A 20,862-nucleotide genomic window follows, 5' to 3' on the forward strand; every position below is an offset into this window, starting at 1 on the left:
AGACAGCCTCTTTTTTATATTTATTTGCAAATTGTATTAATCACAATTTCCGTCTACATCACAAGAAGCACCATTTTGTGGTTGGTCCAAATGATCTTTTTCGTAAGCTTGTGTCAAAGCAGAAACGAAATACTCGACTGGTTGAGCACCAGAAAGTGCATATTTACGGTCAATTACGAAAAACGGAACGCCAGAAACACCAATATTACGCGCATCTAAAATATCCGAAGCAACTTCAAAAACATTTGCATCAGAATTTAGCATTTCAAGAACTTCGGTTTTGTTCAAACCAATTTCTTCTCCCAATTCAGCCAAAACTTCATAATCAGCTACATTTTTACCTTCTGTAAAATACGCTTTAAAAAGTCTTTCTTCTGCTTCCGAACCTTTTCCATTCGTTTGCGCAAAATGAATCAATCGATGAGCATCACCCGTATTGACAACTTTAGAATTTTGTTGTTGAAAATCAATTCCAACAGCTTTTCCCATTTCAGCCAATTGATTATTCATTGCCGAAACTTGTTCTTCCGAAATTCCTTTTGTTTTGATTAAATAATCATTGACAGAAGTAATTTCAGTTTTTGATAAATCAGGATTTAACTGAAAACTTTTCCATTCAACCTGTATTTTATCTTGATAAGGAATTTGCGTTAAAGCTTGTTCAAAATGTTTTTTTCCGATATAACAGAACGGACACATTACATCCGACCAGATTTCAATTTTCATTATAGAAATTTTTGGTGTAAAAGTTTGTAAAAATACGCTTTTTATTTGAATGGATTCGGTTATTTTTCGGTTAATTTTATCTTGAAAAATTATTAACAAAATCTTGAAAAATAATCGTGCTAAATTGAGTTTTAAATTTGTTTAAGACAAGGTTTAAATTACCTTTGCAGTGAACCAAGAAAAGATGATTAGTTTCATTTTTATTCCAAATCAAATAACGAACAAACAATATGTCAACACACGTAGTAGTCGGTCTTCAATGGGGTGACGAGGGAAAAGGAAAAATTACAGATGTATTAGCCGAAAAATCGGATTATGTTGTACGCTACCAAGGTGGTAACAACGCTGGTCATACGGTATATGTAGGCGATGATAAATTTGTCTTACACTTATTACCTTCTGGAGTTTTACAATGCAAAGGAAAATGTATTATTGCGAATGGTGTCGTAGTAAATCCTGAAGCTTTTTTTGCAGAAACTGAACAATTAGAAGCAAAAGGTTTATCTACAGATCACGTTTTTATCTCGAGAAGAGCGCATATCATCATGCCTTATCACATTTTGTTAGACGAATATCGTGAAGAATTTGCAGGAAAAGATAGTCAAATTGGTACAACAAAACGCGGAATTGGTCCTTGTTATGAGGATAAAGTAGCGCGCGTTGGTATTCGTGCAATTGATTTATTAAATCCTGAAGTTTTAGCAGAAAAAATCAAAGAAAATTTAGTGGTTAAAAATGCTTTATTCGAAAAATTATTCAATAAAGAACCATTAAAATTCAAAGACATTTACGAAAAATATTTAGCTTATGGTGAGCGTTTGAAAGAACGTATCTTAGATTCTGAGTTAGAAATTAACCACGCAATTGACGAAGGTAAAAATGTATTATTCGAAGGTGCTCAAGCATTAATGTTAGACATCGATTTTGGTACATATCCATTCGTTACATCATCTTCTCCAACAACAGGTGGAGTTTGTGTTGGTGCTGGAGTTCCTCCTACAAAATTGAAAAATTTGATTGGAGTTTCGAAAGCATATTGTACACGCGTTGGTAACGGTCCTTTCCCAACAGAATTGGACAACGAATTAGGAGAACAAATTCGTCAAGTTGGTCACGAATTCGGAGCGTCGACAGGTCGTCCACGCCGCACAGGTTGGTTAGATTTAGTTGCATTGAAACACGCTTGTATGATTAATGGAATTACACATTTAGTAATTACTAAATTAGATGTAATGTCGAATATTGATACAGTAAAAGTTTGTACAGGTTACAAAACAGAAGACGGAAAAATCATTGATTATTTCACTTCTTCTACAACTAAATTAGCTGATTACGAAGCGCAATACGACGAATTACCAGGATGGAAAGAAGATATTACAAACGTAAAATCTTTTGATGAGTTACCGCAAACAGCGCAAGATTACATTCACTACATTGAGAAATACTTAGGAATCGAAGTCTATTTAGTTTCGGTTGGACCAGAGCGTTCTCAAAACATTATTAGAACAACTTTATTTTAATAAATTAAATAGTATAGCCTGACTTTTGTTGGGCTATAACTTTATGAGATATTTTTATGAACGAGATTTTAGAACGATTAAAACAATTGAATTTAGGTATAGATTCTATCGTCCCGATGAAAGGTGGTGATATTAACGATGCTTTTCGATTAGAATCGTTTGATAAAAAATATTTTTTAAAGGTAAATTCCGCAAACAACTTTCCTCATCTTTTCAAGAAAGAAGCACGTGCTTTAGAAACCATCAAAAAGACCAAAACATTTTCGGTTCCGAAAGTGGTAAATGTTGGCGAAGCTGGAAAAGATTTTCAATATTTATTATTAGAATGGATGGAAACCTCTACTCCAACTGTTGTAAATTGGGAAAACTTAGGAAAAAATTTAGCAAAACTTCATCAAAATACTAGTAAACAATTTGGTTGGTCAGAAGATAATTACATTGCAATTGTCGTTCAACCAAATAGTTTAACAGATTCTTGGAGCGAATTTTATGCAAAAAATCGCATCATGCCAATGATGAAACTATTGCAAAACAAACAATTAATCAATTCAAAACAAATAAAATCTGCAGAGAATTTATGTAAACAATTGAATTCGATATTTCCAGAAGAAAAACCTGCTTTATTGCACGGAGATTTTTGGAATGGAAATATTTTAGCCAATAAAAAAGGCGAATTCTCGGTTATAGATCCTGCAATTTATTATGGTCATCGCGAAATGGATTTGGCTATTGCAAAGCTTTTCGGAGGATTTGATGATGTATTTTTTGATGCTTATCACGAAAATAATCCTTTAGCACCAAATTTCGAAGAGCGTTTACCGATTGCGCAATTATTTCCATTGCTGATACACGCTTACCTTTTCGAAGGTTATTATGTGAAAGATGTGCAAACCATTTTGAAAAAATTTTAAAAAACAAAACAAACAAATACAATGAACAAGTATCAAAATCCTTTAGAATCGAGATATTGTAGCGACGAAATGCTATATATCTTTTCTCCTGAGAAAAAATTTACAACATGGAGACAGCTTTGGATTGCTTTGGCAGAAATTGAAAAGGAACTTGGATTAGATATTACAGACGAACAAATTCAAGAGTTAAAAGATAACGCAACAAATATTGATTATGTTGTTGCTGCGGCTTACGAAAAGAGATTTCGTCATGATGTAATGGCTCACGTGCATACGTACGGAGATGTTGCACCAAGCGCAAAAGCGATTATTCACTTAGGTGCAACTTCAGCTTTTGTTGGCGATAACACAGATTTGATTCAAATTCGTGATGGATTTCAACACGTAAAAGGACAATTAATCAATGTGATTGATGGTTTAGCAAAATTTGCACGTCAATACAAAGATTTACCAACTTTAGGATTTACACATTTCCAACCAGCGCAATTAACAACAGTTGGTAAACGTGCAACACTTTGGTTACAATCTGTTTTATTAGATTTAGAAGAATTAGAATTCAGAATAGATACATTACGTTTTCGTGGAGTAAAAGGAACAACTGGTACAGCGGCTTCTTTCAAAGAATTATTTGATGGCGATTACCAAAAAGTAAAAACATTAGACAAAAAATTATCTGAACGTTTCGGATTCAAAAATGTTTTTGCAGTTTCAGGACAAACGTACGATCGTAAAATAGATGCACAAGCATTAGAATTATTATCAAACATTGCACAATCTGCACATAAATTTACAAACGACTTACGTTTATTACAAAATTTAAAAGAGATTGAAGAACCTTTCGAAAAAAATCAAATTGGATCTTCTGCAATGGCATACAAACGCAATCCTATGCGTTCAGAACGTATCGCTTCATTAGCGAAATACGTGATGTCTTTGGCAACTTCTCCTGCAATGGTTGCTTCTACACAATGGTTCGAAAGAACATTAGACGATTCTGCCAACAAACGCTTAGCAGTACCTCAAGCATTTTTAGCGATTGATGCAATTTTAATCATTTGGAACAATATTTTAGATGGTTTAGTCGTTTATCCTAAAATCATCGAGAAACATATCGCGGAAGAATTACCATTTATGGCAACCGAATATATTATTATGGAAGGTGTTAAAAATGGTGGAGATCGTCAAGAATTACACGAAATTATCCGTACACATTCTATGGAAGCTGCAAAACAAGTGAAAATGGAAGGAAAATCTAACGATTTAATTGAACGTATCATTGCCGATGATAATGTGAAAATTGATAAAGAAAAATTAGTCGAATTATTAGATCCGAAAAACTTTACAGGATTTGCTTCTGAACAAACAGAAGAATTCTTAAAAGATTTGGTTGATCCAATTATCGAAGAAAATAAAACACTTTTAGGCGCTCATACAGACCTTAAAGTGTAAACACGCTTAAGACAAACACATGAAACAAAAAAAGACTTCCGAATTGGAAGTCTTTTTTTAATTTTAACCTTTAATCAATTATAACCAATGAGAAAATTCTTTCTGTTTTTTGCACTTATTTGTTCTTTTCACGTAGTTGGACAAATCAAATATATCACGAACAAAGAATTTATTGTACAAGGAAAAGCCTTTGATAATACACCTTTTTACCATAGAATCGATACCAACAAATACGCAAATCTTCCTGAAAAAGTAAAAGGTTTGTTTACTGCTCCCGCTGGATTATATGTTACATTCAAATCGAATACTTCACAAATAAAACTGGATTGGACAACTCGTTCTACTTATTTGGGCGCGAATACAACTGGAATTATGGCGCGTGGGTTGGACTTGTATATCAAAGAAAACGGAAAGTGGATTTTTGCAGGTGCAGCTTTACCAAATCAACAAAATATCAAAAGTGAATATGATATCGTCAAGAATTTATCAAAGGCAGAAAAGGAATTCATGCTTTATTTGCCACTTTGGAACGAAATTACAGATTTAAAAATAGGAATTGATGCTTCTGCTAGTTTTATCAATCAACCGATTGCGTATAAAAAGAAAGTAGTAGTTTATGGTTCAAGCATTGTGCAAGGTGCTTCGGCAAGTCGTCCTGGAATGAATTATCCTTCTATTTTAACACGAAAAACAGGTTATGAATTCATTAATCTTGGTTTAAGTGGAAGTGCAAAAATTGAAATTGAATTGGCTGAAATGATTAAAGATATTCAAGAGGTTGATTTGTTTATCTTGGATTGTGTTCCGAACAGTTCACCCGAAGAAATCAAAAGTAGAACAATTCCGTTCGTCAAATTACTCCGAAAACATCATCTAAAAACTCCTATTTTGATGGTTGAAAGCTTAATTCGACCAATGAGTAAATTTGATTTAACCGCTCATGAAGATATGACAAGACAAAATCAAACCTATCGAACCCAATACGATACGTTGATAAAAGAAGGTGTAAAAGATTTGTATTTATTGAAAGGTGATAATTTAATCGGTTCGGATAACGAAGGTTCTACAGACGGAATTCATCCAAATGATTTAGGTTTTAGCAGATTATCAGAAGCTATTGAGAAAAAAGTAAATGAGATTTTGAGTAAGAAATAATTCAATACTTTATACCAACTTTTCTCAAAATAAAACCTAACAACCAAATAGGTCCAACCAACAAAAATTGTAAATCTTTGAGAAAACTTGGCTTTTTCCCTTCTATTTTGTGACCTACAAATTGTAAAATCCACGTGATAATAAATACTACCAGATAAACTAACCAAGATTTTGAACCGAATTGAAGATTGCACAACGAAATAAAATATTCCATAATCAACATCAAAAAAATCATAATGAAACCAACGACAACCGATAATCTAAAATAAAATATTGAAACAATAACCAATGCAATGAATGACTAAACTGATATAACAAAAGTTCTGAACATACAAATGCGGTGTTGGAATGTAGGAAATAAAACCAAGAATCGTCCAAAAGATTAATGGAACACATATCCAATGAATGGTTTTGTTTGTTCCATTTTGATGACTTTCTCCATATTCACTAAAAAGTTGTTCTATTTTTCTCATATTGGATGATTTTAACTTAAATATAGGTTGAATTTGAATAAATTATAAAATCTAATCGTTAAAATATTTTAATACCTTTAATTATTTCCACCACAAAAACTGATTATACCAAAAAGCCAACTTAAATTTAAGTTGGCTATTTTATTTACTTTGGATAAACGACTCGCGAAAAGAAACACGAAGTGTTGATCTATTATTTTTTAAATTATAATTATATTAAGCTTGCATCACAAAAATAGCAGGACGTTTATGAAAATCATACTTTTCATTTTTCCATTCTTTAATAGATAATGTTCGGATATCTTCGTCCTCTAATGTAATATGACACGCGACACAAATCTTAGTTTCGGCACGAAGAATCTTCGTTAAATCTTCCACCATTTGATTGTTACGATAAGGCGTTTCCATAAAAATTTGAGCAATTCCAGTCTTCGAACTTTCAGCTTCTAAATGTGCTAATTTCTTTTTACGTTCGGTCTTATCGATTGGTAAATAACCGTGAAAAGCAAAGTTTTGACCATTCATTCCAGAAGCCATTAACGCCAACAAAATAGACGATGGACCAACCAAAGGCACAACCTGAATACGTTTCTGTTGCGCAACTTTTACCAGCTGTGCACCTGGATCTGCAACCGCAGGTAAACCAGCTTCGGAAATAATTCCGATCGTTTTGTTTTGATCCAATAATTTGATCAAATCTAACATTTCTTCTGGCTCTGTATCTTTGTTTAGAATGTAAATATCTAAATCGGCTTGAACTTTTTCAGGGCAAACTTGTTTGATAAATTTACGAGCAGATTTTTCGTTTTCTACCACAAACGTATCAATTGCACGAATAACGTCAAGATTGTATAAAGGCAATACTCTACTGTGTTCGCTTTCACCTAAAAGTGAAGGAATCAAATAAACTTTAGCCGTTTTCATTGTATAATTTTAAAGATTGTATTTTTTGATGANNACATTTTGCGTTTGCCCTATTCCATCTTTCAAGATCAATTTAATTTTGCTTTGCTCTTCTTCGTTTCGAGTCAATTGTTGCAAATCGATTAAATTTTGTTCATCCATTGCAAAGATTAAATCAAACTCATCGAAAAAAACTGGATTGAAATGCATGGCACGTTGATCAGAAATATCAACACCATATTTTTTAGCAACCGCAACCGAGCGTCTATCTGGTTGTTCACCAACATGCCAATCACCCGTACCAGCAGAATCTACCAAATGATTGTCGCCAACCTTTGCTTGTAAAATTCCTTCTGCCAACGGAGAACGACAAATATTACCTAAACAAACCATCAAAATTTTCATTGAAAAAATATTTATAGATTAATCTGCAATTTTACGTGAAATATCTTCGATATAACCACGGAATTGCTTGTCCGTTTCTTGTAAATTCTTCACTGTTTTACAAGCGTGTAAAACTGTTGCGTGATCACGTTTACCAATTTGTGTTCCAATACTTGCCAAAGACGCTTTTGTATATTGTTTTGCAAAATACATTGCTAATTGACGCGCTTGCACCACATCACGTTTACGTGTTTTAGACTGAATATCTTCAATCTTCACTTTAAAGTATTCACAAACTGTTTTCTGAATATAATCAATCGAGATTTCTTTGCGAGCTGTTTGTACTAATTTTGATAACGTACGCGCAGTTAAATCTAACGTAATTTCACGTTTATTTAATGTTGCTTGCGCAATAATAGAGTTTAATGAACCTTCTAATTCACGCACATTTGTATCAATATTTTGTGCAATATAATCCATTACTTCATCAGGAAATTCGATACCATCGTTTTCTAATTTTTGTTTCAAAATAGAAAGACGTGTATTATAATCAGGATTTTGTAAATCGGCTGATAATCCCCATTTGAATCGAGAAATTAATCGATCTTCCATATCTTGAATATCTGCTGGAGATTTATCCGAAGTCAAAATGATCTGATTTCCTCTTTGATGTAAATGGTTAAATATATGGAAGAAAACTTCTTGCGTTTTTGCTTTTCCAGATAAAAACTGAATATCATCCATAATCAAAACATCAATCATTTGGTAAAAGTGAATGAAATCATTTTGATTATTATTTTTTACAGCTTCTATAAATTGTTGTGTAAATTTCTCAGTTGAAACATACAAAACAGTTTTATCTGGATGCAAATCTTTTACTTCTAAACCTATCGCATGCACCAAATGAGTTTTTCCTAACCCTACTCCACCATAGATGAATAGAGGATTGAACGAAGTCCCTCCTGGGCGTTTGGCAATCGCACGACCAGCCGCACGAGCTAATCGATTTGATTCTCCTTCGATAAAATTATTGAATGTATAATTATGATTTAATTGCGAATCAATTTTTAATTTTTGCAATCCTGGAATAACGAAAGGATTCATCATTTTACCAGCTTGCAAATTAATTGGCGCTTCTACCTCTTGTGGGCGAGGTTTTTCTTTGTTCGAACTTGGAATACGTACCGTAAATGGTTCACGTCCTTGCGACTTTTGATCCATCAAAATACTGTATACCAATTTTGCATCAGAACCTAATTCTTTTTGTAAGGCACTTTTTAAAATTTTGATATAATGTTCCTCTAGCCATTCGTAAAAAAATTTACTTGGTACTTGTATTGTTAAAACATTATTATTTAGTTTGCCCGGACGTATCGGTACAAACCAAGTATTGAAGGCATCTTCTGCAATGTTATCTTTTATAAAAGACAAGCATTTTTCCCACACAGAATTTGCAGTTATCGTCATAATATTGTCCAAAAGTGCTTAAGTTTTAATGTAAAATATTGAAAGTCAATGTTAAATTTTCATCAACACTTCTCTACAAAATTGTGAACAAATTTTGAATAAAAAAAATGATTTAGGTATTGATATATTAAAAAATACTTTGTATAATTCAAAATAATCAATAAGTAGTTTTAGACAAAATAAAAGTACTGCAAAGATAATCTTTTCGGACATATTTTGGCTTATAAAACTATTAATTCTTATTTTTGTATTACTATGGAAATTACACAAGAAAAAATTGACTTCGCAATTATCAAAGTAGAAAATCATTTAAATGATTTGGGCATCAAAAATAATTTTTCTCTTTTACGAATTGAACAAGGTGAAGAAGAAAATGTAAGGACTTTTTATTATGAAATAGCAAATCCCACTTTCAAAACGATTATTCAAATTCAATATGATTTTTTAAAAGAAGAGCAAAAAGATTCTTCGCAAACTTCTTTTAGTTGGATGGATTACAAAAAAATTACTGAATAGACTTTTTCATTTTTTATATAATTAATGATAAAGTCTTTTTTTTGTTCTCTACTTTTGAAGATTAAAATGATGTTTTAGAAAATTATGGAGAAGATAGAACAAACCGAACAATTAAATGTTTTTCGCACCAAAACTCGTATTCTATATAAACACACCGATCAAATGAAAGTGGTTTATTATGGAAATTATCCTGAGTTTTATGAAATTGGTCGTGTAGAATTGATGCGTGAGCGTGGTTTTCCTTATGCCGAATTGGAAGCAATGGGAATTCAGATGCCAATTATTGAAATGCATACCAAATATATTGGTAGCGCTTTGTACGATGAATTAATTGAAATTGAAACAACAGTTCATGAGCGCGACAAAGGTGTTCGCATTCGATTTGATTATAATATATATAATGAAGCGGAAAAAATAATTAATCAAGGATACACTATTTTATGTTGTATTGATGCCGAAACTCGTCGTCCTGTTCGTATTCCAGAACGTATTTGGACAAGTTTAGGTTTATAATATTATTTAGAATCATTAATTATTCGTTAAAACAAATTCTTGCAAATGATTTCTCATTAAATTTGTTCCTTAACAAAACATGATTAAAAACGAATGTCAACACTTCAAGAAAAAATCAATCAAACGATTGTAGACGTTATCGATTTTCCAAAAGAAGGAATTGTCTACAAAGACATTACTCCATTGTTCTTAAATTCTGAACTTTCGAATGAAATTGTAGACGCTTTTGTAGAAAAAGCAAAAGGTAAAGTGGATATTGTTTGTGGAATTGAAAGCCGTGGATTTTTGTACGGAATTCAGATTGCACAAAAATTAAAAGTTCCTTTTGTATTAATTCGTAAAGCTGGTAAATTACCTCCTCCAACAATTAGTCAATCTTATGATTTGGAATATGGACAAGCAACTATCGAAGTAAATTCGAATTACATCAAAGATGGCGCGCGAGTTCTAATTCACGACGATGTTTTAGCAACTGGTGGAACTGCCGAAGCTTGTGCTAAATTAGTAGAAAAATGTGGTGGAAAAACAACACAGTTTTCTTTTATTGTTGATTTGACTTTCTTAAACGGAAAAGATAAATTAACATCTTTTACAACTGATATTGTTACTTTAACAGAATATTAAACTAAAAACTCCGCTCAAAATTTTGAGCGGAGTTTTTTTTATTTTTTAGGCGCTAGAATCACTTCTGGCGCTCTTTCATTCCCAATATCCAACAAAGCTTTTATATTCGCTAAAATTTCTCTAAAACTCTGTTTACCTTCCGTTTTATAAGGTCCGCTATCCGCATTATATCCAATACAATCCAATCCGAAAACTTTTCCTAAGAAAAGCGCTCTTTTGAGATGATAAGATTGAGAAATTAAAATCACTTTATCAAATTGATAAATATTTTTGGTTCTGTAGATTGTGCTATATGTATCCAAACCTGCTCCATCTAGATAAGTATCTTCAATTTTGACACCTCTATCCAACAAGTATTTTTCCATCACATCAATTTCATTAAAATTTTCGTGAAGTTTTTCTCCAGAAAGTAAAATCACATCCACTTGATCTTCCTTATAAAGTCGAATTGCAGCATCCAAACGATCTTTTAGAAAACGCGTTGGTTGTCCATTAGCTTGCACTTTTGCACCAAAAACAACTGCCACACGATAATTTGACGGAATATTTCCTTGATAATTGTAAATGTAATACGAAGTAAAAACTTGAATAATCAATGCAACGATCAAAGTAAAAACCGCTATTAATCCAACGACAAACATACTTTTACGCATTACAAATCTTCCTATTTTGACAAGTTTACTCAACTATCTTTTGTTTTAAAAAATTTTAACATTCAAAAGTCTATAAGTTTAGTGATATTTAAAAATTATAAATGTGAAAATTATTTTAAATTTTTCATCGTAATTTTAGAAAATGAATGAGATTGAGTTAAGAACAGTTACCGTTGAACGCTATTTGCAACCTTTACGCGAAGGAGGTTCTTTGCCTGCACTAGCTGATGCAGATGACGGTTTTAAATATGTTTTAAAATTTAAAGGTGCTGGTCATGGTCCTCGCATGTTGATTTCCGAATTGTTAGGAGGAGAAATTGCACGTGTTTTAGGATTTAAAGTTCCTGAATTAGTTTTTGCAAATTTGGACGAATATTTTGGTCAATCCGAAGCTGATGAAGAAATTCAGGATTTGTTAAAATTTAGCGAAGGAACTAATTTGGCTTTGCATTATTTATCTGGTGCAATCAATTATGATCCTGCTGTAATGAAAATTGATGATAAATTATCTTCTCAAATTGTTTGGTTAGATGCTTTTTTGACGAATGTTGATCGTACTTTTCGCAATACAAATATGTTAATGTGGCACAAAGAATTGTGGTTGATTGATCATGGTGCTTCCTATTATTTTCATCATTCGTGGGACAATTGGGAAAAAGCAGCTCTTGCTCCCTTTACGCCAATTAAAGACCATGTTCTATTGAAAAATGCTACAAAACTTGAAGAAGCTGATGCAGAATTTAAAGTGATTTTGAATGATGAAATCATTGATAAAATTGTCGATTTGATTCCTGATGAATGGTTAGAAACAGAAGTTACACATGCTACTCACGAAGAAATGAGAACGGTTTACAAAACATTTATCAAAACACGATTACAACATTCCGAACTTTTTATAAACGAAGCGAATAATGCCAGAAAAAATCTTATATGAGTATGCAATTCTTCGTTTGGTTCCTAAAGTTGAACGCGAAGAATTTATCAATGTTGGAGTAATTTTATTTTCGAAAAAAGAAGATTATTTGAAAGTAAAATATTTTATTAATGATAGTAGAATCAATGCTTTTTGCCACGAATTAGATCTTGATTTTATTGACAGTAATTTGAATGCTTTGTCTAAAATTGCCGAAGGAATTCATCCCGAATCTGCTGTATCTAATTTCGAAACCCCTGAACGTTTTCGTTGGTTAACAGCTGTCAGAAGTTCGTCTATCCAAAGTTCTCGTCCGCATCCTGGTAAAACAACAAACCTTGATAAAACCTTGGATCAATTATATAAAGAACATGTTTTATAAAAGTTAAACGCTTAAAAACGAATGTTTTAAAAATATTTTCTTAAATTTGGTCATACATTAATTTTAAATTATTTATCGCCATGAGTACATTAAGAAACAAAGTTCAGCTAATTGGGAATGTTGGTAGCAATCCTGATGTTAAAACATTAGAAAACGAAAAGAAGTTTACAAAATTTAGTCTAGCAACGAACGAAAGCTACACAAATAGCAAAGGTGAGAAAGTTCAGCAAACGACGTGGCACAATTTAGTTGCTTACGGACCAATTGTAAATGTGATCGAAAAACATGTAGAAAAAGGGAAGCAACTTGCTATAGAAGGCAAATTGACTTACCGAGATTATCAAGATAAAGATGGTCAACAAAAAACGATTACAGAAATTATAATTGATGAAATTGTACTTCTTTAGCGTTTAAAATAAAAGGGAAACAGTGATGTTTCCCTTTTATTATTTTATAAGATTCCAAAATAAATTTGGAATATGAATTATCCTAACATTCGAATCGCGGTTTTTAGACCTTCAATAAATGTATCTATTTCTTCTTTTGTATTATAAACAGCGAATGAAGCTCGTACCGTTCCCGGAATATTGAAATGCTGCATAATTGGTTGTGCACAATGATGACCAGTACGAACAGCAATTCCTTTTTTATCCAAAATCATTCCGACATCAGATGAATGAACGCCGTCAAATTTTAAGTTGAAAGAAACTGCGCCAGAATGTTCTGCATCTTTTGCATAAATCTCCACTTCATCAAATTCTGATAGACGTTGAATTGTATAATCTACCAATTCTTTTTCGTAATCGTGAATCGTTTGCATTCCAATAGAATTGATAAAATCTACCGCAGCTCCAAGTCCGATAATTCCTGCAATATCTGGTGTACCAGCTTCGAATTTGAAAGGTAAACAAGCGTATGTTGAAACCTCCATTGTTACATCTTTTATCATCTCTCCTCCTCCGTGGAAAGGTGGTAATTCATTCAAAATATCTTCTTTTCCATACAAAATACCGATTCCAGTTGGACCGTACATTTTATGACCAGAAAAAACCAAGAAATCACAATCCATTGCTTGAACATCAATTGCAGTATGTGGAGCAGATTGTGCCGCATCAATCAAAACCCAAGCACCTTTTGCATGCGCTTTTTCGATAATTGTTTTGATCGGATTTACAACACCTAATGCATTTGAAACTTGATTAACACAAACTAATTTGGTTTTATCTGTCAATAAATCATCCAACTTCTCAATATCCAAAATACCTTCTGCAGTTAACGGAATATATTTTAGTTTAGCACCAGTTCGCTGACACAACAATTGCCAAGGAACGATATTAGAATGATGCTCGATTTCGGTAATAATAATTTCATCATCGGCTGATAAAACATTACGAAGTGAATTAGAAACTAAATTAATTCCTTCCGTCGTTCCACGCGTAAAAATAATTTCGTAATCGTGTTTCGCATTGATAAATTTCTGAATCTTACGACGCGATTCTTCCATCAAATCTGTTGCTTCTTGACTTAATGTATGAATTCCACGATGTACATTTGCATTGTACTTTTCGTAATATTCGTCCAAAACATCTAAAACAACTTTCGGTTTTTGAGAAGTTGCACCATTATCTAAATAAACCAATGGTTTTCCGTTGACTTCTCTATTTAAAATTGGAAATTGACTTCTTATTTGTTGAATATCTATTGACATTTTTTTAAGTTTTGAGTAATGAGTTATGAGTGATGTGTAATAAAAAAGTAAGTATTCAAAATAGTTTCAAATACTTACTTTATATTTCAAAATAAGTTCAACTTAAAACTTATTACTTATAACTCAGAACTATATTTTATAATTCGAAATCTAAACTAACTCCTAATTTTTTTGCAATTATAGAGTTAACTCGATTTGAGATTTGTGGAATTTGTACATGTCGCAAAGCGTCTGCAGCAAAGGCATACAATAACATTGCTTTCGCTTCTTTCTTTGGAATACCACGTTGTTGCATATAGAACAAAGATTCTTCTTCTAATTGTCCAACTGTACATCCGTGCGAACATTTTACATCATCAGCAAAAATCTCTAATTGAGGTTTTGTATTAATTGAAGCTCCATCAGATAATAAAACATTATTATTTTGTTGGAATGCATTCAATTTTTGCGCTTCTTTGTGAACATAGATTTTACCATTGAAAACTCCTTGCGCTTTCTCATCATAAATTCCTTTGTACAATTCGTGCGACTCACAATTCGGGAAATTATGCTCCACAAATGTATGATGATCGATATGTTGTTTTCCATCAATCACCGTAATTCCGTCCATTACAGAGTTACAATTTTCTCCATTTTGGAAGAAATTCAAATTGTTACGTACAATTTTTCCTCCAAAAGCAAACGTAAATACATTGGCACGAGAATCTCTTTCTTGATTGATGTATGTATTATCAACTAAAGAAGCATCGTTAGAATCATTTTGGAATTTGTACCAATGAATCTCAGAATTACGTCCAACATTCACCTCCGAAACAACATTTGTTAAGTTTGCTTTTTCGTCTAATGTTTGATGTCTTTCGATAATTTGAACTTGCGCATTATCTCCAACTACAACCAAATTACGTGGTTGATACATCGCTTCTTGAGAAGCTCCTGTTGAGAAATAAACAATCTGAATTGGCTTAGATAAAATTACATTATTTGGAACATAAATGTAAGCTCCATCTTTTGCAAAAGCTGTATTTAAAGCAACTAAACTTTCACCTTTTTTCGCAATTTTTCCGTAATAATTCTCAATTACAGCTTGATGAGTTGTTTTATGCATTGCGCTTGACAAGACACAAATATCAGCTTCATCATGTGTTGTATTTGACAAAAACGAAGAATATTTTCCATTAATGAATACGATTGTGTACGTATCGATATCATTAATCAAATATTTCTTGATGTCTTTGTACTCAATTGCAACTTCGTCTTCTGGGAACAATTTGTAATCCACCTTCAACAAAGGAGCAAGATTTGTATATTTCCATTCTTCGTCTTTACGTGTCGGAAAACCTTTTTGATTAAAGATTTCGATGGCTTCTTGACGTAAACCTTCGATTTCTTTATTCACTTTGTTTTTTTCGTTGAACACTAAATGACGAGAAACTAAATTTTCTTTTAAATCAATCATCTTTATAAGATTTTAGATTTTAGATTTTAGATCTTAAATTTTAGACTTCAGATTTTAGATTTTAGATTCTGGATTTAAAAATATTTTATAACCACTTTCTAACTTCTAATATCTAATATCTAACTTCTAATATCTAACTTCTAAATTAATTAGATTCCTGCTTCTTCTTTTACCCAGTCGTAACCTTTTGCTTCTAATTCTAAAGCTAATTCTTTACCACCAGATTTAATGATTTTTCCGTCTGCTAAAACGTGTACAAAATCAGGAACGATATAGTCTAATAAACGTTGGTAGTGTGTAATTACTAACACTCCATTGTTTTCATTTTTGAATTCGTTTACACCATCCGCAACAATACGTAAAGCATCAATATCTAAACCAGAATCAGTTTCATCTAAGATGGCTAATTTTGGGTTTAACATTAACATTTGGAAAATTTCGTTACGTTTTTTCTCACCTCCAGAGAAACCTTCGTTAAGCGAACGAGATAAGAAATCTTTTTTGATTCCTAATAATTCAGCTTTTGCACGAATTTCTTTCAACATTTCAGAAGCTCCCATTTCTTCTAAACCTTGCGCTTTACGCGTTTCGTTGATAGAAGTTTTGATGAAGTTTGTTACAGAAACTCCAGGAATTTCGATTGGATATTGGAAAGACATAAAAATTCCTTTTTGTGCTCTTTCTTCTGGTGCTAATTCTAAGATTGATTCATTATCAAACTCGATATCACCATCGGTTACTTCGTAATCTTCTTTACCTGTAATAACGTTAGATAAAGTTGATTTTCCTGCACCATTAGGTCCCATAATCGCGTGAACTTCACCTGGATTAATTTGAAGGTTTAAACCTTTTAAAATTTCGCGCTCTTCGATACGAGCATGTAAGTCTTTTATATTTAATAACATAATCTAATTTGTAAATTAGTTAATGTGATAATTTTCTAATTATCTTGATTTTGATGTACTTATTATTTTATTCACAATTTTAGAAATATTAACCAATTTTTCGGTTAAATACTCTGAATTGGGATAATTCTTTGATAATTGACATAATTCTAACCAATACATAGTTTCGTCAATTTCTTTTGCTGAAATTTTGAATTTATGAATAAAATCGTTCATACTCTCAGCGTTTTGAGCTTCTCTAATATTTGCTCCTATTGAAGTTCCTGATTTTAATAATTGATTTGAAATAACAAATTTCTTATCCAATTCAAGTTCTTCACAATATTCTATAATTAATAGTGAAAATTCTAAAGTTAATTTTAAAATGATATTATCTTTTTCCATCATTAACTCATTAACAAATTATCACATCAACTCATTATTAATAACTATCCTACAGAACCTTCTAATGAGATTTCTAATAATTTTTTCGCTTCAACGGCAAACTCCATTGGTAATTTGTCTAATACTTCGCGGCTAAATCCGTTTACGATTAATGCAATCGCTTTTTCAGTATCGATACCACGTTGATTACAATAGAACAATTGATCTTCACCAATTTTAGAAGTTGTTGCTTCGTGTTCTAATTGAGCCGATTTATTTTCGATTTCGATGTAAGGGAAAGTATGCGCACCACACTCGTTACCCATCAACAATGAATCACATTGAGAGAAGTTACGTGCTCCTTCAGCGTTTTTCATCACTTTCACCAAACCACGGTAAGAGTTTTGAGATTTACCAGCAGAAATACCTTTCGAAATAATTGTCGATTTCGTATTCTTACCGATGTGAATCATTTTTGTTCCTGTATCCGCTTGTTGATAATTATTTGTTACCGCAATTGAGTAAAACTCACCTACCGAATTATCTCCTTTTAAGATACAAGATGGATATTTCCATGTTACCGCAGAACCTGTTTCAACTTGCGTCCACGATACTTTTGCATTTTTCTCGCAAACTGCACGTTTTGTTACAAAGTTGAAAACTCCACCTTTTCCTTTATCATCACCAGGATACCAGTTTTGTACAGTAGAATATTTGATCTCAGCATCATCCATAATGATTAACTCAACCACAGCAGCGTGTAATTGGTTTTCATCACGCATTGGCGCTGTACAACCTTCTAAATACGAAACATAAGCACCTTCGTCCGCAATTAATAAAGTACGCTCAAACTGTCCTGTTCCTGCAGAGTTGATACGGAAATACGTTGATAATTCCATTGGACAACGAACACCTTTTGGAATATAACAGAATGATCCGTCCGAGAAAACTGCCGAGTTTAAAGCTGCATAAAAGTTATCTGTTGGCGGAACTACTTTACCAATGTATTTTTTCACCAATTCTGGATGTTCTTTAATTGCTTCCGAAATTGACATAAAAATAATTCCTTTTTCTGCTAATGTTTCGCGGAAAGTTGTTTTTACTGAAACTGAATCAAAAACCACATCAATCGCAACTCCAGACAAACGTTTTTGTTCATCTAAAGAAATTCCTAATTTCTCGAAAGTTTTTAATAATTCAGGATCAACTTCGTCTAAACTTGCTAATTCTTTCTTTGGTTTTGGAGCTGCATAATACTGAATAGCCTGAAAATCTGGCTTTTCGTAAGTTACGTTTGCCCATTCTGGTTCTTCCATTTTAACCCAAGCGCGGTAAGCTTCCAAACGCCATTCCGTCATCCACTCAGGCTCCTCTTTTTTGGCTGAAATAGCACGCACGATATCTTCATTCAATCCAACTGGGAATTCTTCATATTCCATTTCAGTCGTCCAACCAAACTCATATTGCTTTTGGCTAGCAAGATCTTCACGTAGATCGTCTTCTGTATATTTTGTGTTACTCATCTTATTATTTATAAAATGTATAGGTAAAATTAAACTGTAAAGGTTGCTGTTTATCAGCTTTATTTCCTAAAAATTTGAATTCTTTTAATCGTTGATTTTGATCTAAAATCACCTCAAATTGTGGTTGATTATTTTTCGAAATCTGATATTTATTTTGAGCAATTAATTTAATTTCTGACCAAGGTCCTTCTACCAAATTAATTCTTTCTGTTTTTGGCGCAACATCTGGCGTATATTCTTTTATTTTGAATGGCACCTTAAATGTTGAATTGCTATAACAAATCTTATTAATGTCTTGACCTAATGATTTTGTAATTCTACAATCATGCATTAATCGGTCTTCGAAACCAATTTTCTGCTCCATATAGGTTTTCTTCAACATCACATCTCCTTCTAACCAAATGATATCAAAAAGTTTATTTCCGTTTTTGACATACATATTTTCTTGGTCGTAAAAGAATTGATTTGTTTTTGCTTCACTTCCTTTTCTTGCTATTGTTTCGGCAGAAATTAAACCATCTTTGTACGTATAACTTACTTTAGTTGGTGTTGCGACCTCATCTGTCAATTCAAAATCAAGAAGATTTCCTGTCACATCATAATTTGCTTTGTACGCAACTTTTTTGTTTGATGCATTGGTAATGGTGATTGTTTTGATTTTTGATTCGTCTAAATCTAACGCTTTTATAAAAGGTTTTACATTAAACAAACCGAAAAACAGTTGTTCTGAATAGGCTTTATTCAACTTTTTTGAAGATTCAGTTGGTTGAAAAACCATCAAATCTTTTTCTACAATTGTATTTTGTCCAAAAGCGACGAAACCAATCAAAAACGTAACGAATAAAGCTATTTTTTTCATCTTAAACTGCAAAACTTTCTCCACAACCACACGTGCGCGATGCATTTGGATTATTGAATACGAAACCTTTTCCATTCAATCCTCCCGAATATTCTAATGTCATTCCAACAAGGTATAAAAATGATTTTTTGTCAACCAAAATTCTTACACCATTGTCGTCAAACAATTTGTCATCTGCATTTTGTTCTTTTGTAAACTCTAAATTATAGTTTAAACCTGAACATCCTCCACTCGTAACTCCTACACGAACAAAAGATTCTTCGATAGAAGTTCCTTCTTCTTGTAAAAGTGAAATTATTTTATTTTTTGCTGATTCTGAAACCTTAATCATTTGATTCTAATTTTATATTGCAAAGATACTTATTTAAAATGACTTCAAATAATGAACGATATAAATATTAACAATCGCTTAAGTTATATTATTTATCGCCAACTTACAATTGGATCAAATTACTTCAATCCCAATTTGTTTCGTGTACGTTTCAATACTTTTTGTGCAACACCTCTTGCTTTCAATGCTCCATTTTCTAAAAATGCATCCAAAGTCACTTTATCATTCATCAATTCATCAAACTTAGTACGCGCATCAGCATATTTCTCTAAAATCAATTCGTATAAAGCCTGTTTTGCATGACCATATCCGTAACCTCCATTCAAATAATTTTGACGCATTTCCTCTATCTGTTCTGGTGTTGCCAATAATTTGTATAAAGCAAAAACATTATCTGTATCTGGATTTTTTGGATCTTCTAATGGCGTTGAATCCGTTTCAATCGACATTACTTGCTTGCGCAATTGTTTTTCTGGTAAGAAAATATTGATGAAATTATTTCTTGATTTAGACATCTTATGACCATCAGAACCAGGAATCAACATAATATTTTCGTCGATTGCAGCTTGCGGTAAAACAAAAGTTTCTCCCATTTGATGATTGAATTTTTCGGCAACACTACGTGTAATTTCCAAATGTTGCAATTGATCTTTACCAACTGGTACAACTTCTGCATCATACAATAAAATATCCGCAGCCATCAAAATTGGATACGTAAATAATCCAGCATTTACATCTGCTAAATAATCTGCTTTATCCTTGAAAGAATGCGCTAAAGTAAGACGTTGAAATGGAAAGAAGTTCAATAAATACCATGTTAATTCTGTTGTTTCAGTCACATCAGATTGACGATAAAAAACTACTTTCGAAGGATCTAAACCTAATGCCAGCCAAGTTGCAGCCACTTCGTACGTATTTTGTTTTAACACTTCCGCATCTTTTATTTGCGTTAAAGCGTGTAAATCAGCAATAAAAATGAAAGAGTCATTTCCTTCTTTCTCCGTTAATTCGATTGCTGGAGAAATTGCTCCTAAAATATTTCCTAAGTGCGGAGTTCCAGTAGCTTGAACTCCTGTAAGTATTCTTGGCATTTGTTTAAAAATTTAAGGAGCAAAGATAAACTTAATC

25 protein-coding genes are annotated in these 20,862 nt (G+C 32.3%); 10 read left to right on the forward strand and 15 right to left on the reverse strand.

The window, feature by feature from the left end; genetic code table 11:
• Positions 1 to 36: 36 nt before the first annotated feature.
• Positions 37 to 726, reverse strand: a complete 690-nt coding sequence (locus B3R94_RS00305) for a DsbA family oxidoreductase (protein WP_219034681.1) — start codon at positions 724 to 726, stop codon at positions 37 to 39.
• Positions 727 to 956: 230 nt separating this feature from the next.
• Between B3R94_RS00305 and B3R94_RS00310 the strand changes: the two genes are divergently transcribed.
• The 4 genes from B3R94_RS00310 to B3R94_RS00325 all read left to right on the forward strand — a co-directional run bounded on the left by B3R94_RS00310 (position 957) and on the right by B3R94_RS00325 (position 5,761).
• A complete protein-coding gene (locus B3R94_RS00310; protein ID WP_291097838.1) occupies positions 957 to 2,246 on the forward strand; it encodes an adenylosuccinate synthase in 1,290 nt (429 codons plus the stop codon).
• Positions 2,247 to 2,302: 56 nt separating this feature from the next.
• A complete protein-coding gene (locus B3R94_RS00315; RefSeq protein ID WP_125349081.1) occupies positions 2,303 to 3,157 on the forward strand; it encodes a fructosamine kinase family protein in 855 nt (284 codons plus the stop codon).
• Positions 3,158 to 3,178: 21 nt separating this feature from the next.
• Positions 3,179 to 4,606 (forward strand): adenylosuccinate lyase, encoded by a 1,428-nt coding sequence (gene purB / locus B3R94_RS00320; RefSeq protein WP_291097841.1) that lies wholly within the window; start codon positions 3,179 to 3,181, stop codon positions 4,604 to 4,606.
• An 87-nt stretch (positions 4,607 to 4,693) separates the two neighbouring features.
• On the forward strand, positions 4,694 to 5,761 hold the full coding sequence (locus B3R94_RS00325) for an SGNH/GDSL hydrolase family protein (RefSeq protein ID WP_291097844.1): 1,068 nt from the start codon (positions 4,694 to 4,696) through the stop codon (positions 5,759 to 5,761).
• A 1-nt stretch (position 5,762) separates the two neighbouring features.
• Here B3R94_RS00325 and B3R94_RS14220 read toward each other — a convergent pair whose 3' ends face one another.
• From B3R94_RS14220 to dnaA, 5 genes are all read right to left on the reverse strand, one after another.
• A complete protein-coding gene (locus B3R94_RS14220; RefSeq protein WP_414647248.1) occupies positions 5,763 to 5,996 on the reverse strand; it encodes an Mpo1-like protein in 234 nt (77 codons plus the stop codon).
• Positions 5,997 to 6,021: 25 nt separating this feature from the next.
• The gene (locus tag B3R94_RS00330) at positions 6,022 to 6,234 is read right to left on the reverse strand and encodes an Mpo1-like protein (RefSeq protein ID WP_291097847.1); all 213 of its coding nucleotides are present in this window, start codon (positions 6,232 to 6,234) and stop codon (positions 6,022 to 6,024) included.
• 216 nt (positions 6,235 to 6,450) lie between these two features.
• The gene (locus tag B3R94_RS00335; protein WP_125349078.1) at positions 6,451 to 7,158 is read right to left on the reverse strand and encodes an SAM-dependent methyltransferase; all 708 of its coding nucleotides are present in this window, start codon (positions 7,156 to 7,158) and stop codon (positions 6,451 to 6,453) included.
• Positions 7,159 to 7,167: 9 nt separating this feature from the next.
• Positions 7,168 to 7,542, reverse strand: coding sequence for a low molecular weight protein-tyrosine-phosphatase (locus tag B3R94_RS00340; RefSeq protein ID WP_291097850.1), 375 nt, complete (start codon positions 7,540 to 7,542; stop codon positions 7,168 to 7,170).
• 18 nt (positions 7,543 to 7,560) lie between these two features.
• The gene (gene dnaA / locus B3R94_RS00345; RefSeq protein ID WP_291074518.1) at positions 7,561 to 8,988 is read right to left on the reverse strand and encodes a chromosomal replication initiator protein DnaA; all 1,428 of its coding nucleotides are present in this window, start codon (positions 8,986 to 8,988) and stop codon (positions 7,561 to 7,563) included.
• A gap of 255 nt (positions 8,989 to 9,243) precedes the next feature.
• On the opposite strand from dnaA, the gene B3R94_RS00350 reads away from it, so the two are divergent.
• From B3R94_RS00350 to B3R94_RS00360, 3 genes are all read left to right on the forward strand, one after another.
• Positions 9,244 to 9,504 (forward strand): hypothetical protein, encoded by a 261-nt coding sequence (locus B3R94_RS00350; RefSeq protein ID WP_114999876.1) that lies wholly within the window; start codon positions 9,244 to 9,246, stop codon positions 9,502 to 9,504.
• A gap of 84 nt (positions 9,505 to 9,588) precedes the next feature.
• Positions 9,589 to 10,017, forward strand: coding sequence for an acyl-CoA thioesterase (locus B3R94_RS00355; protein WP_114999874.1), 429 nt, complete (start codon positions 9,589 to 9,591; stop codon positions 10,015 to 10,017).
• A 93-nt stretch (positions 10,018 to 10,110) separates the two neighbouring features.
• Positions 10,111 to 10,641 carry an adenine phosphoribosyltransferase gene (locus B3R94_RS00360; protein WP_038333586.1) on the forward strand — a complete coding sequence of 177 codons (531 nt, stop codon included), beginning with the start codon at positions 10,111 to 10,113 and terminating at the stop codon, positions 10,639 to 10,641.
• Between the two features lie 38 nt (positions 10,642 to 10,679).
• On the opposite strand, the gene B3R94_RS00365 is transcribed toward B3R94_RS00360, so the two are convergent.
• A complete protein-coding gene (locus B3R94_RS00365) occupies positions 10,680 to 11,327 on the reverse strand; it encodes a SanA/YdcF family protein (protein WP_280037656.1) in 648 nt (215 codons plus the stop codon).
• 109 nt (positions 11,328 to 11,436) lie between these two features.
• Between B3R94_RS00365 and B3R94_RS00370 the strand changes: the two genes are divergently transcribed.
• The 3 genes from B3R94_RS00370 to B3R94_RS00380 all read left to right on the forward strand — a co-directional run bounded on the left by B3R94_RS00370 (position 11,437) and on the right by B3R94_RS00380 (position 12,996).
• Positions 11,437 to 12,228, forward strand: a complete 792-nt coding sequence (locus B3R94_RS00370; RefSeq protein WP_125349074.1) for a HipA family kinase — start codon at positions 11,437 to 11,439, stop codon at positions 12,226 to 12,228.
• A complete protein-coding gene (locus B3R94_RS00375) occupies positions 12,206 to 12,589 on the forward strand; it encodes a DUF3037 domain-containing protein (protein WP_125349073.1) in 384 nt (127 codons plus the stop codon). Before B3R94_RS00370 ends, B3R94_RS00375 begins: the two co-directional genes overlap by 23 nt.
• Before the next feature lie 80 nt (positions 12,590 to 12,669).
• Positions 12,670 to 12,996, forward strand: coding sequence for a single-stranded DNA-binding protein (locus B3R94_RS00380; protein WP_125349072.1), 327 nt, complete (start codon positions 12,670 to 12,672; stop codon positions 12,994 to 12,996).
• A gap of 77 nt (positions 12,997 to 13,073) precedes the next feature.
• On the opposite strand, the gene B3R94_RS00385 is transcribed toward B3R94_RS00380, so the two are convergent.
• The 8 genes from B3R94_RS00385 to trpS form a co-directional block, all read right to left on the reverse strand.
• Positions 13,074 to 14,297: an aminotransferase class V-fold PLP-dependent enzyme gene (locus B3R94_RS00385; RefSeq protein ID WP_257468255.1), complete on the reverse strand. Its 1,224-nt coding sequence runs from the start codon at positions 14,295 to 14,297 to the stop codon at positions 13,074 to 13,076.
• A 136-nt stretch (positions 14,298 to 14,433) separates the two neighbouring features.
• Positions 14,434 to 15,753, reverse strand: coding sequence for a Fe-S cluster assembly protein SufD (gene sufD, locus B3R94_RS00390; protein ID WP_219035198.1), 1,320 nt, complete (start codon positions 15,751 to 15,753; stop codon positions 14,434 to 14,436).
• Between the two features lie 149 nt (positions 15,754 to 15,902).
• Positions 15,903 to 16,658, reverse strand: a complete 756-nt coding sequence (gene sufC, locus B3R94_RS00395) for a Fe-S cluster assembly ATPase SufC (RefSeq protein ID WP_219035199.1) — start codon at positions 16,656 to 16,658, stop codon at positions 15,903 to 15,905.
• A 39-nt stretch (positions 16,659 to 16,697) separates the two neighbouring features.
• Entirely contained in the window at positions 16,698 to 17,042 is a 345-nt protein-coding gene (locus B3R94_RS00400) for a four helix bundle protein (protein WP_291097854.1), read from the reverse strand.
• 44 nt (positions 17,043 to 17,086) lie between these two features.
• Positions 17,087 to 18,544, reverse strand: a complete 1,458-nt coding sequence (gene sufB, locus B3R94_RS00405; protein ID WP_114999857.1) for a Fe-S cluster assembly protein SufB — start codon at positions 18,542 to 18,544, stop codon at positions 17,087 to 17,089.
• 4 nt (positions 18,545 to 18,548) lie between these two features.
• On the reverse strand, positions 18,549 to 19,403 hold the full coding sequence (locus B3R94_RS00410) for a hypothetical protein (RefSeq protein WP_219035201.1): 855 nt from the start codon (positions 19,401 to 19,403) through the stop codon (positions 18,549 to 18,551).
• 1 nt (position 19,404) lies between these two features.
• Positions 19,405 to 19,734: a HesB/IscA family protein gene (locus B3R94_RS00415; protein WP_125349067.1), complete on the reverse strand. Its 330-nt coding sequence runs from the start codon at positions 19,732 to 19,734 to the stop codon at positions 19,405 to 19,407.
• A gap of 119 nt (positions 19,735 to 19,853) precedes the next feature.
• Positions 19,854 to 20,825, reverse strand: coding sequence for a tryptophan--tRNA ligase (gene trpS, locus B3R94_RS00420; RefSeq protein ID WP_291097857.1), 972 nt, complete (start codon positions 20,823 to 20,825; stop codon positions 19,854 to 19,856).
• Positions 20,826 to 20,862 lie beyond the last annotated feature (37 nt).

Source organism: Empedobacter sp. UBA7611 (assembly GCF_002484365.1).
In the GTDB taxonomy this organism is placed as follows: domain Bacteria; phylum Bacteroidota; class Bacteroidia; order Flavobacteriales; family Weeksellaceae; genus Empedobacter; species Empedobacter falsenii_B.

Bases quoted from the DNA above. Each gene is read 5' to 3' on its own strand.
- B3R94_RS00305 (WP_219034681.1), bottom strand. From the start codon at position 726: ATGAAAATTGAAATCTGGTCGGATGTAATGTGTCCGTTCTGTTATATC.
- B3R94_RS00310 (WP_291097838.1), top strand. From the start codon at position 957: ATGTCAACACACGTAGTAGTCGGTCTTCAATGGGGTGACGAGGGAAAA.
- B3R94_RS00315 (WP_125349081.1), top strand. From the start codon at position 2,303: ATGAACGAGATTTTAGAACGATTAAAACAATTGAATTTAGGTATAGAT.
- purB (WP_291097841.1), top strand. From the start codon at position 3,179: ATGAACAAGTATCAAAATCCTTTAGAATCGAGATATTGTAGCGACGAA.
- B3R94_RS00325 (WP_291097844.1), top strand. From the start codon at position 4,694: ATGAGAAAATTCTTTCTGTTTTTTGCACTTATTTGTTCTTTTCACGTA.
- B3R94_RS14220 (WP_414647248.1), bottom strand. From the start codon at position 5,996: ATGATTTTTTTGATGTTGATTATGGAATATTTTATTTCGTTGTGCAAT.
- B3R94_RS00330 (WP_291097847.1), bottom strand. From the start codon at position 6,234: ATGAGAAAAATAGAACAACTTTTTAGTGAATATGGAGAAAGTCATCAA.
- B3R94_RS00335 (WP_125349078.1), bottom strand. From the start codon at position 7,158: ATGAAAACGGCTAAAGTTTATTTGATTCCTTCACTTTTAGGTGAAAGC.
- dnaA (WP_291074518.1), bottom strand. From the start codon at position 8,988: ATGACGATAACTGCAAATTCTGTGTGGGAAAAATGCTTGTCTTTTATA.
- B3R94_RS00350 (WP_114999876.1), top strand. From the start codon at position 9,244: ATGGAAATTACACAAGAAAAAATTGACTTCGCAATTATCAAAGTAGAA.
- B3R94_RS00355 (WP_114999874.1), top strand. From the start codon at position 9,589: ATGGAGAAGATAGAACAAACCGAACAATTAAATGTTTTTCGCACCAAA.
- B3R94_RS00360 (WP_038333586.1), top strand. From the start codon at position 10,111: ATGTCAACACTTCAAGAAAAAATCAATCAAACGATTGTAGACGTTATC.
- B3R94_RS00370 (WP_125349074.1), top strand. From the start codon at position 11,437: ATGAATGAGATTGAGTTAAGAACAGTTACCGTTGAACGCTATTTGCAA.
- B3R94_RS00375 (WP_125349073.1), top strand. From the start codon at position 12,206: ATGCCAGAAAAAATCTTATATGAGTATGCAATTCTTCGTTTGGTTCCT.
- B3R94_RS00380 (WP_125349072.1), top strand. From the start codon at position 12,670: ATGAGTACATTAAGAAACAAAGTTCAGCTAATTGGGAATGTTGGTAGC.
- B3R94_RS00385 (WP_257468255.1), bottom strand. From the start codon at position 14,297: ATGTCAATAGATATTCAACAAATAAGAAGTCAATTTCCAATTTTAAAT.
- sufD (WP_219035198.1), bottom strand. From the start codon at position 15,753: ATGATTGATTTAAAAGAAAATTTAGTTTCTCGTCATTTAGTGTTCAAC.
- sufC (WP_219035199.1), bottom strand. From the start codon at position 16,658: ATGTTATTAAATATAAAAGACTTACATGCTCGTATCGAAGAGCGCGAA.
- B3R94_RS00400 (WP_291097854.1), bottom strand. From the start codon at position 17,042: ATGGAAAAAGATAATATCATTTTAAAATTAACTTTAGAATTTTCACTA.
- sufB (WP_114999857.1), bottom strand. From the start codon at position 18,544: ATGAGTAACACAAAATATACAGAAGACGATCTACGTGAAGATCTTGCT.
- B3R94_RS00410 (WP_219035201.1), bottom strand. From the start codon at position 19,403: ATGAAAAAAATAGCTTTATTCGTTACGTTTTTGATTGGTTTCGTCGCT.
- B3R94_RS00415 (WP_125349067.1), bottom strand. From the start codon at position 19,734: ATGATTAAGGTTTCAGAATCAGCAAAAAATAAAATAATTTCACTTTTA.
- trpS (WP_291097857.1), bottom strand. From the start codon at position 20,825: ATGCCAAGAATACTTACAGGAGTTCAAGCTACTGGAACTCCGCACTTA.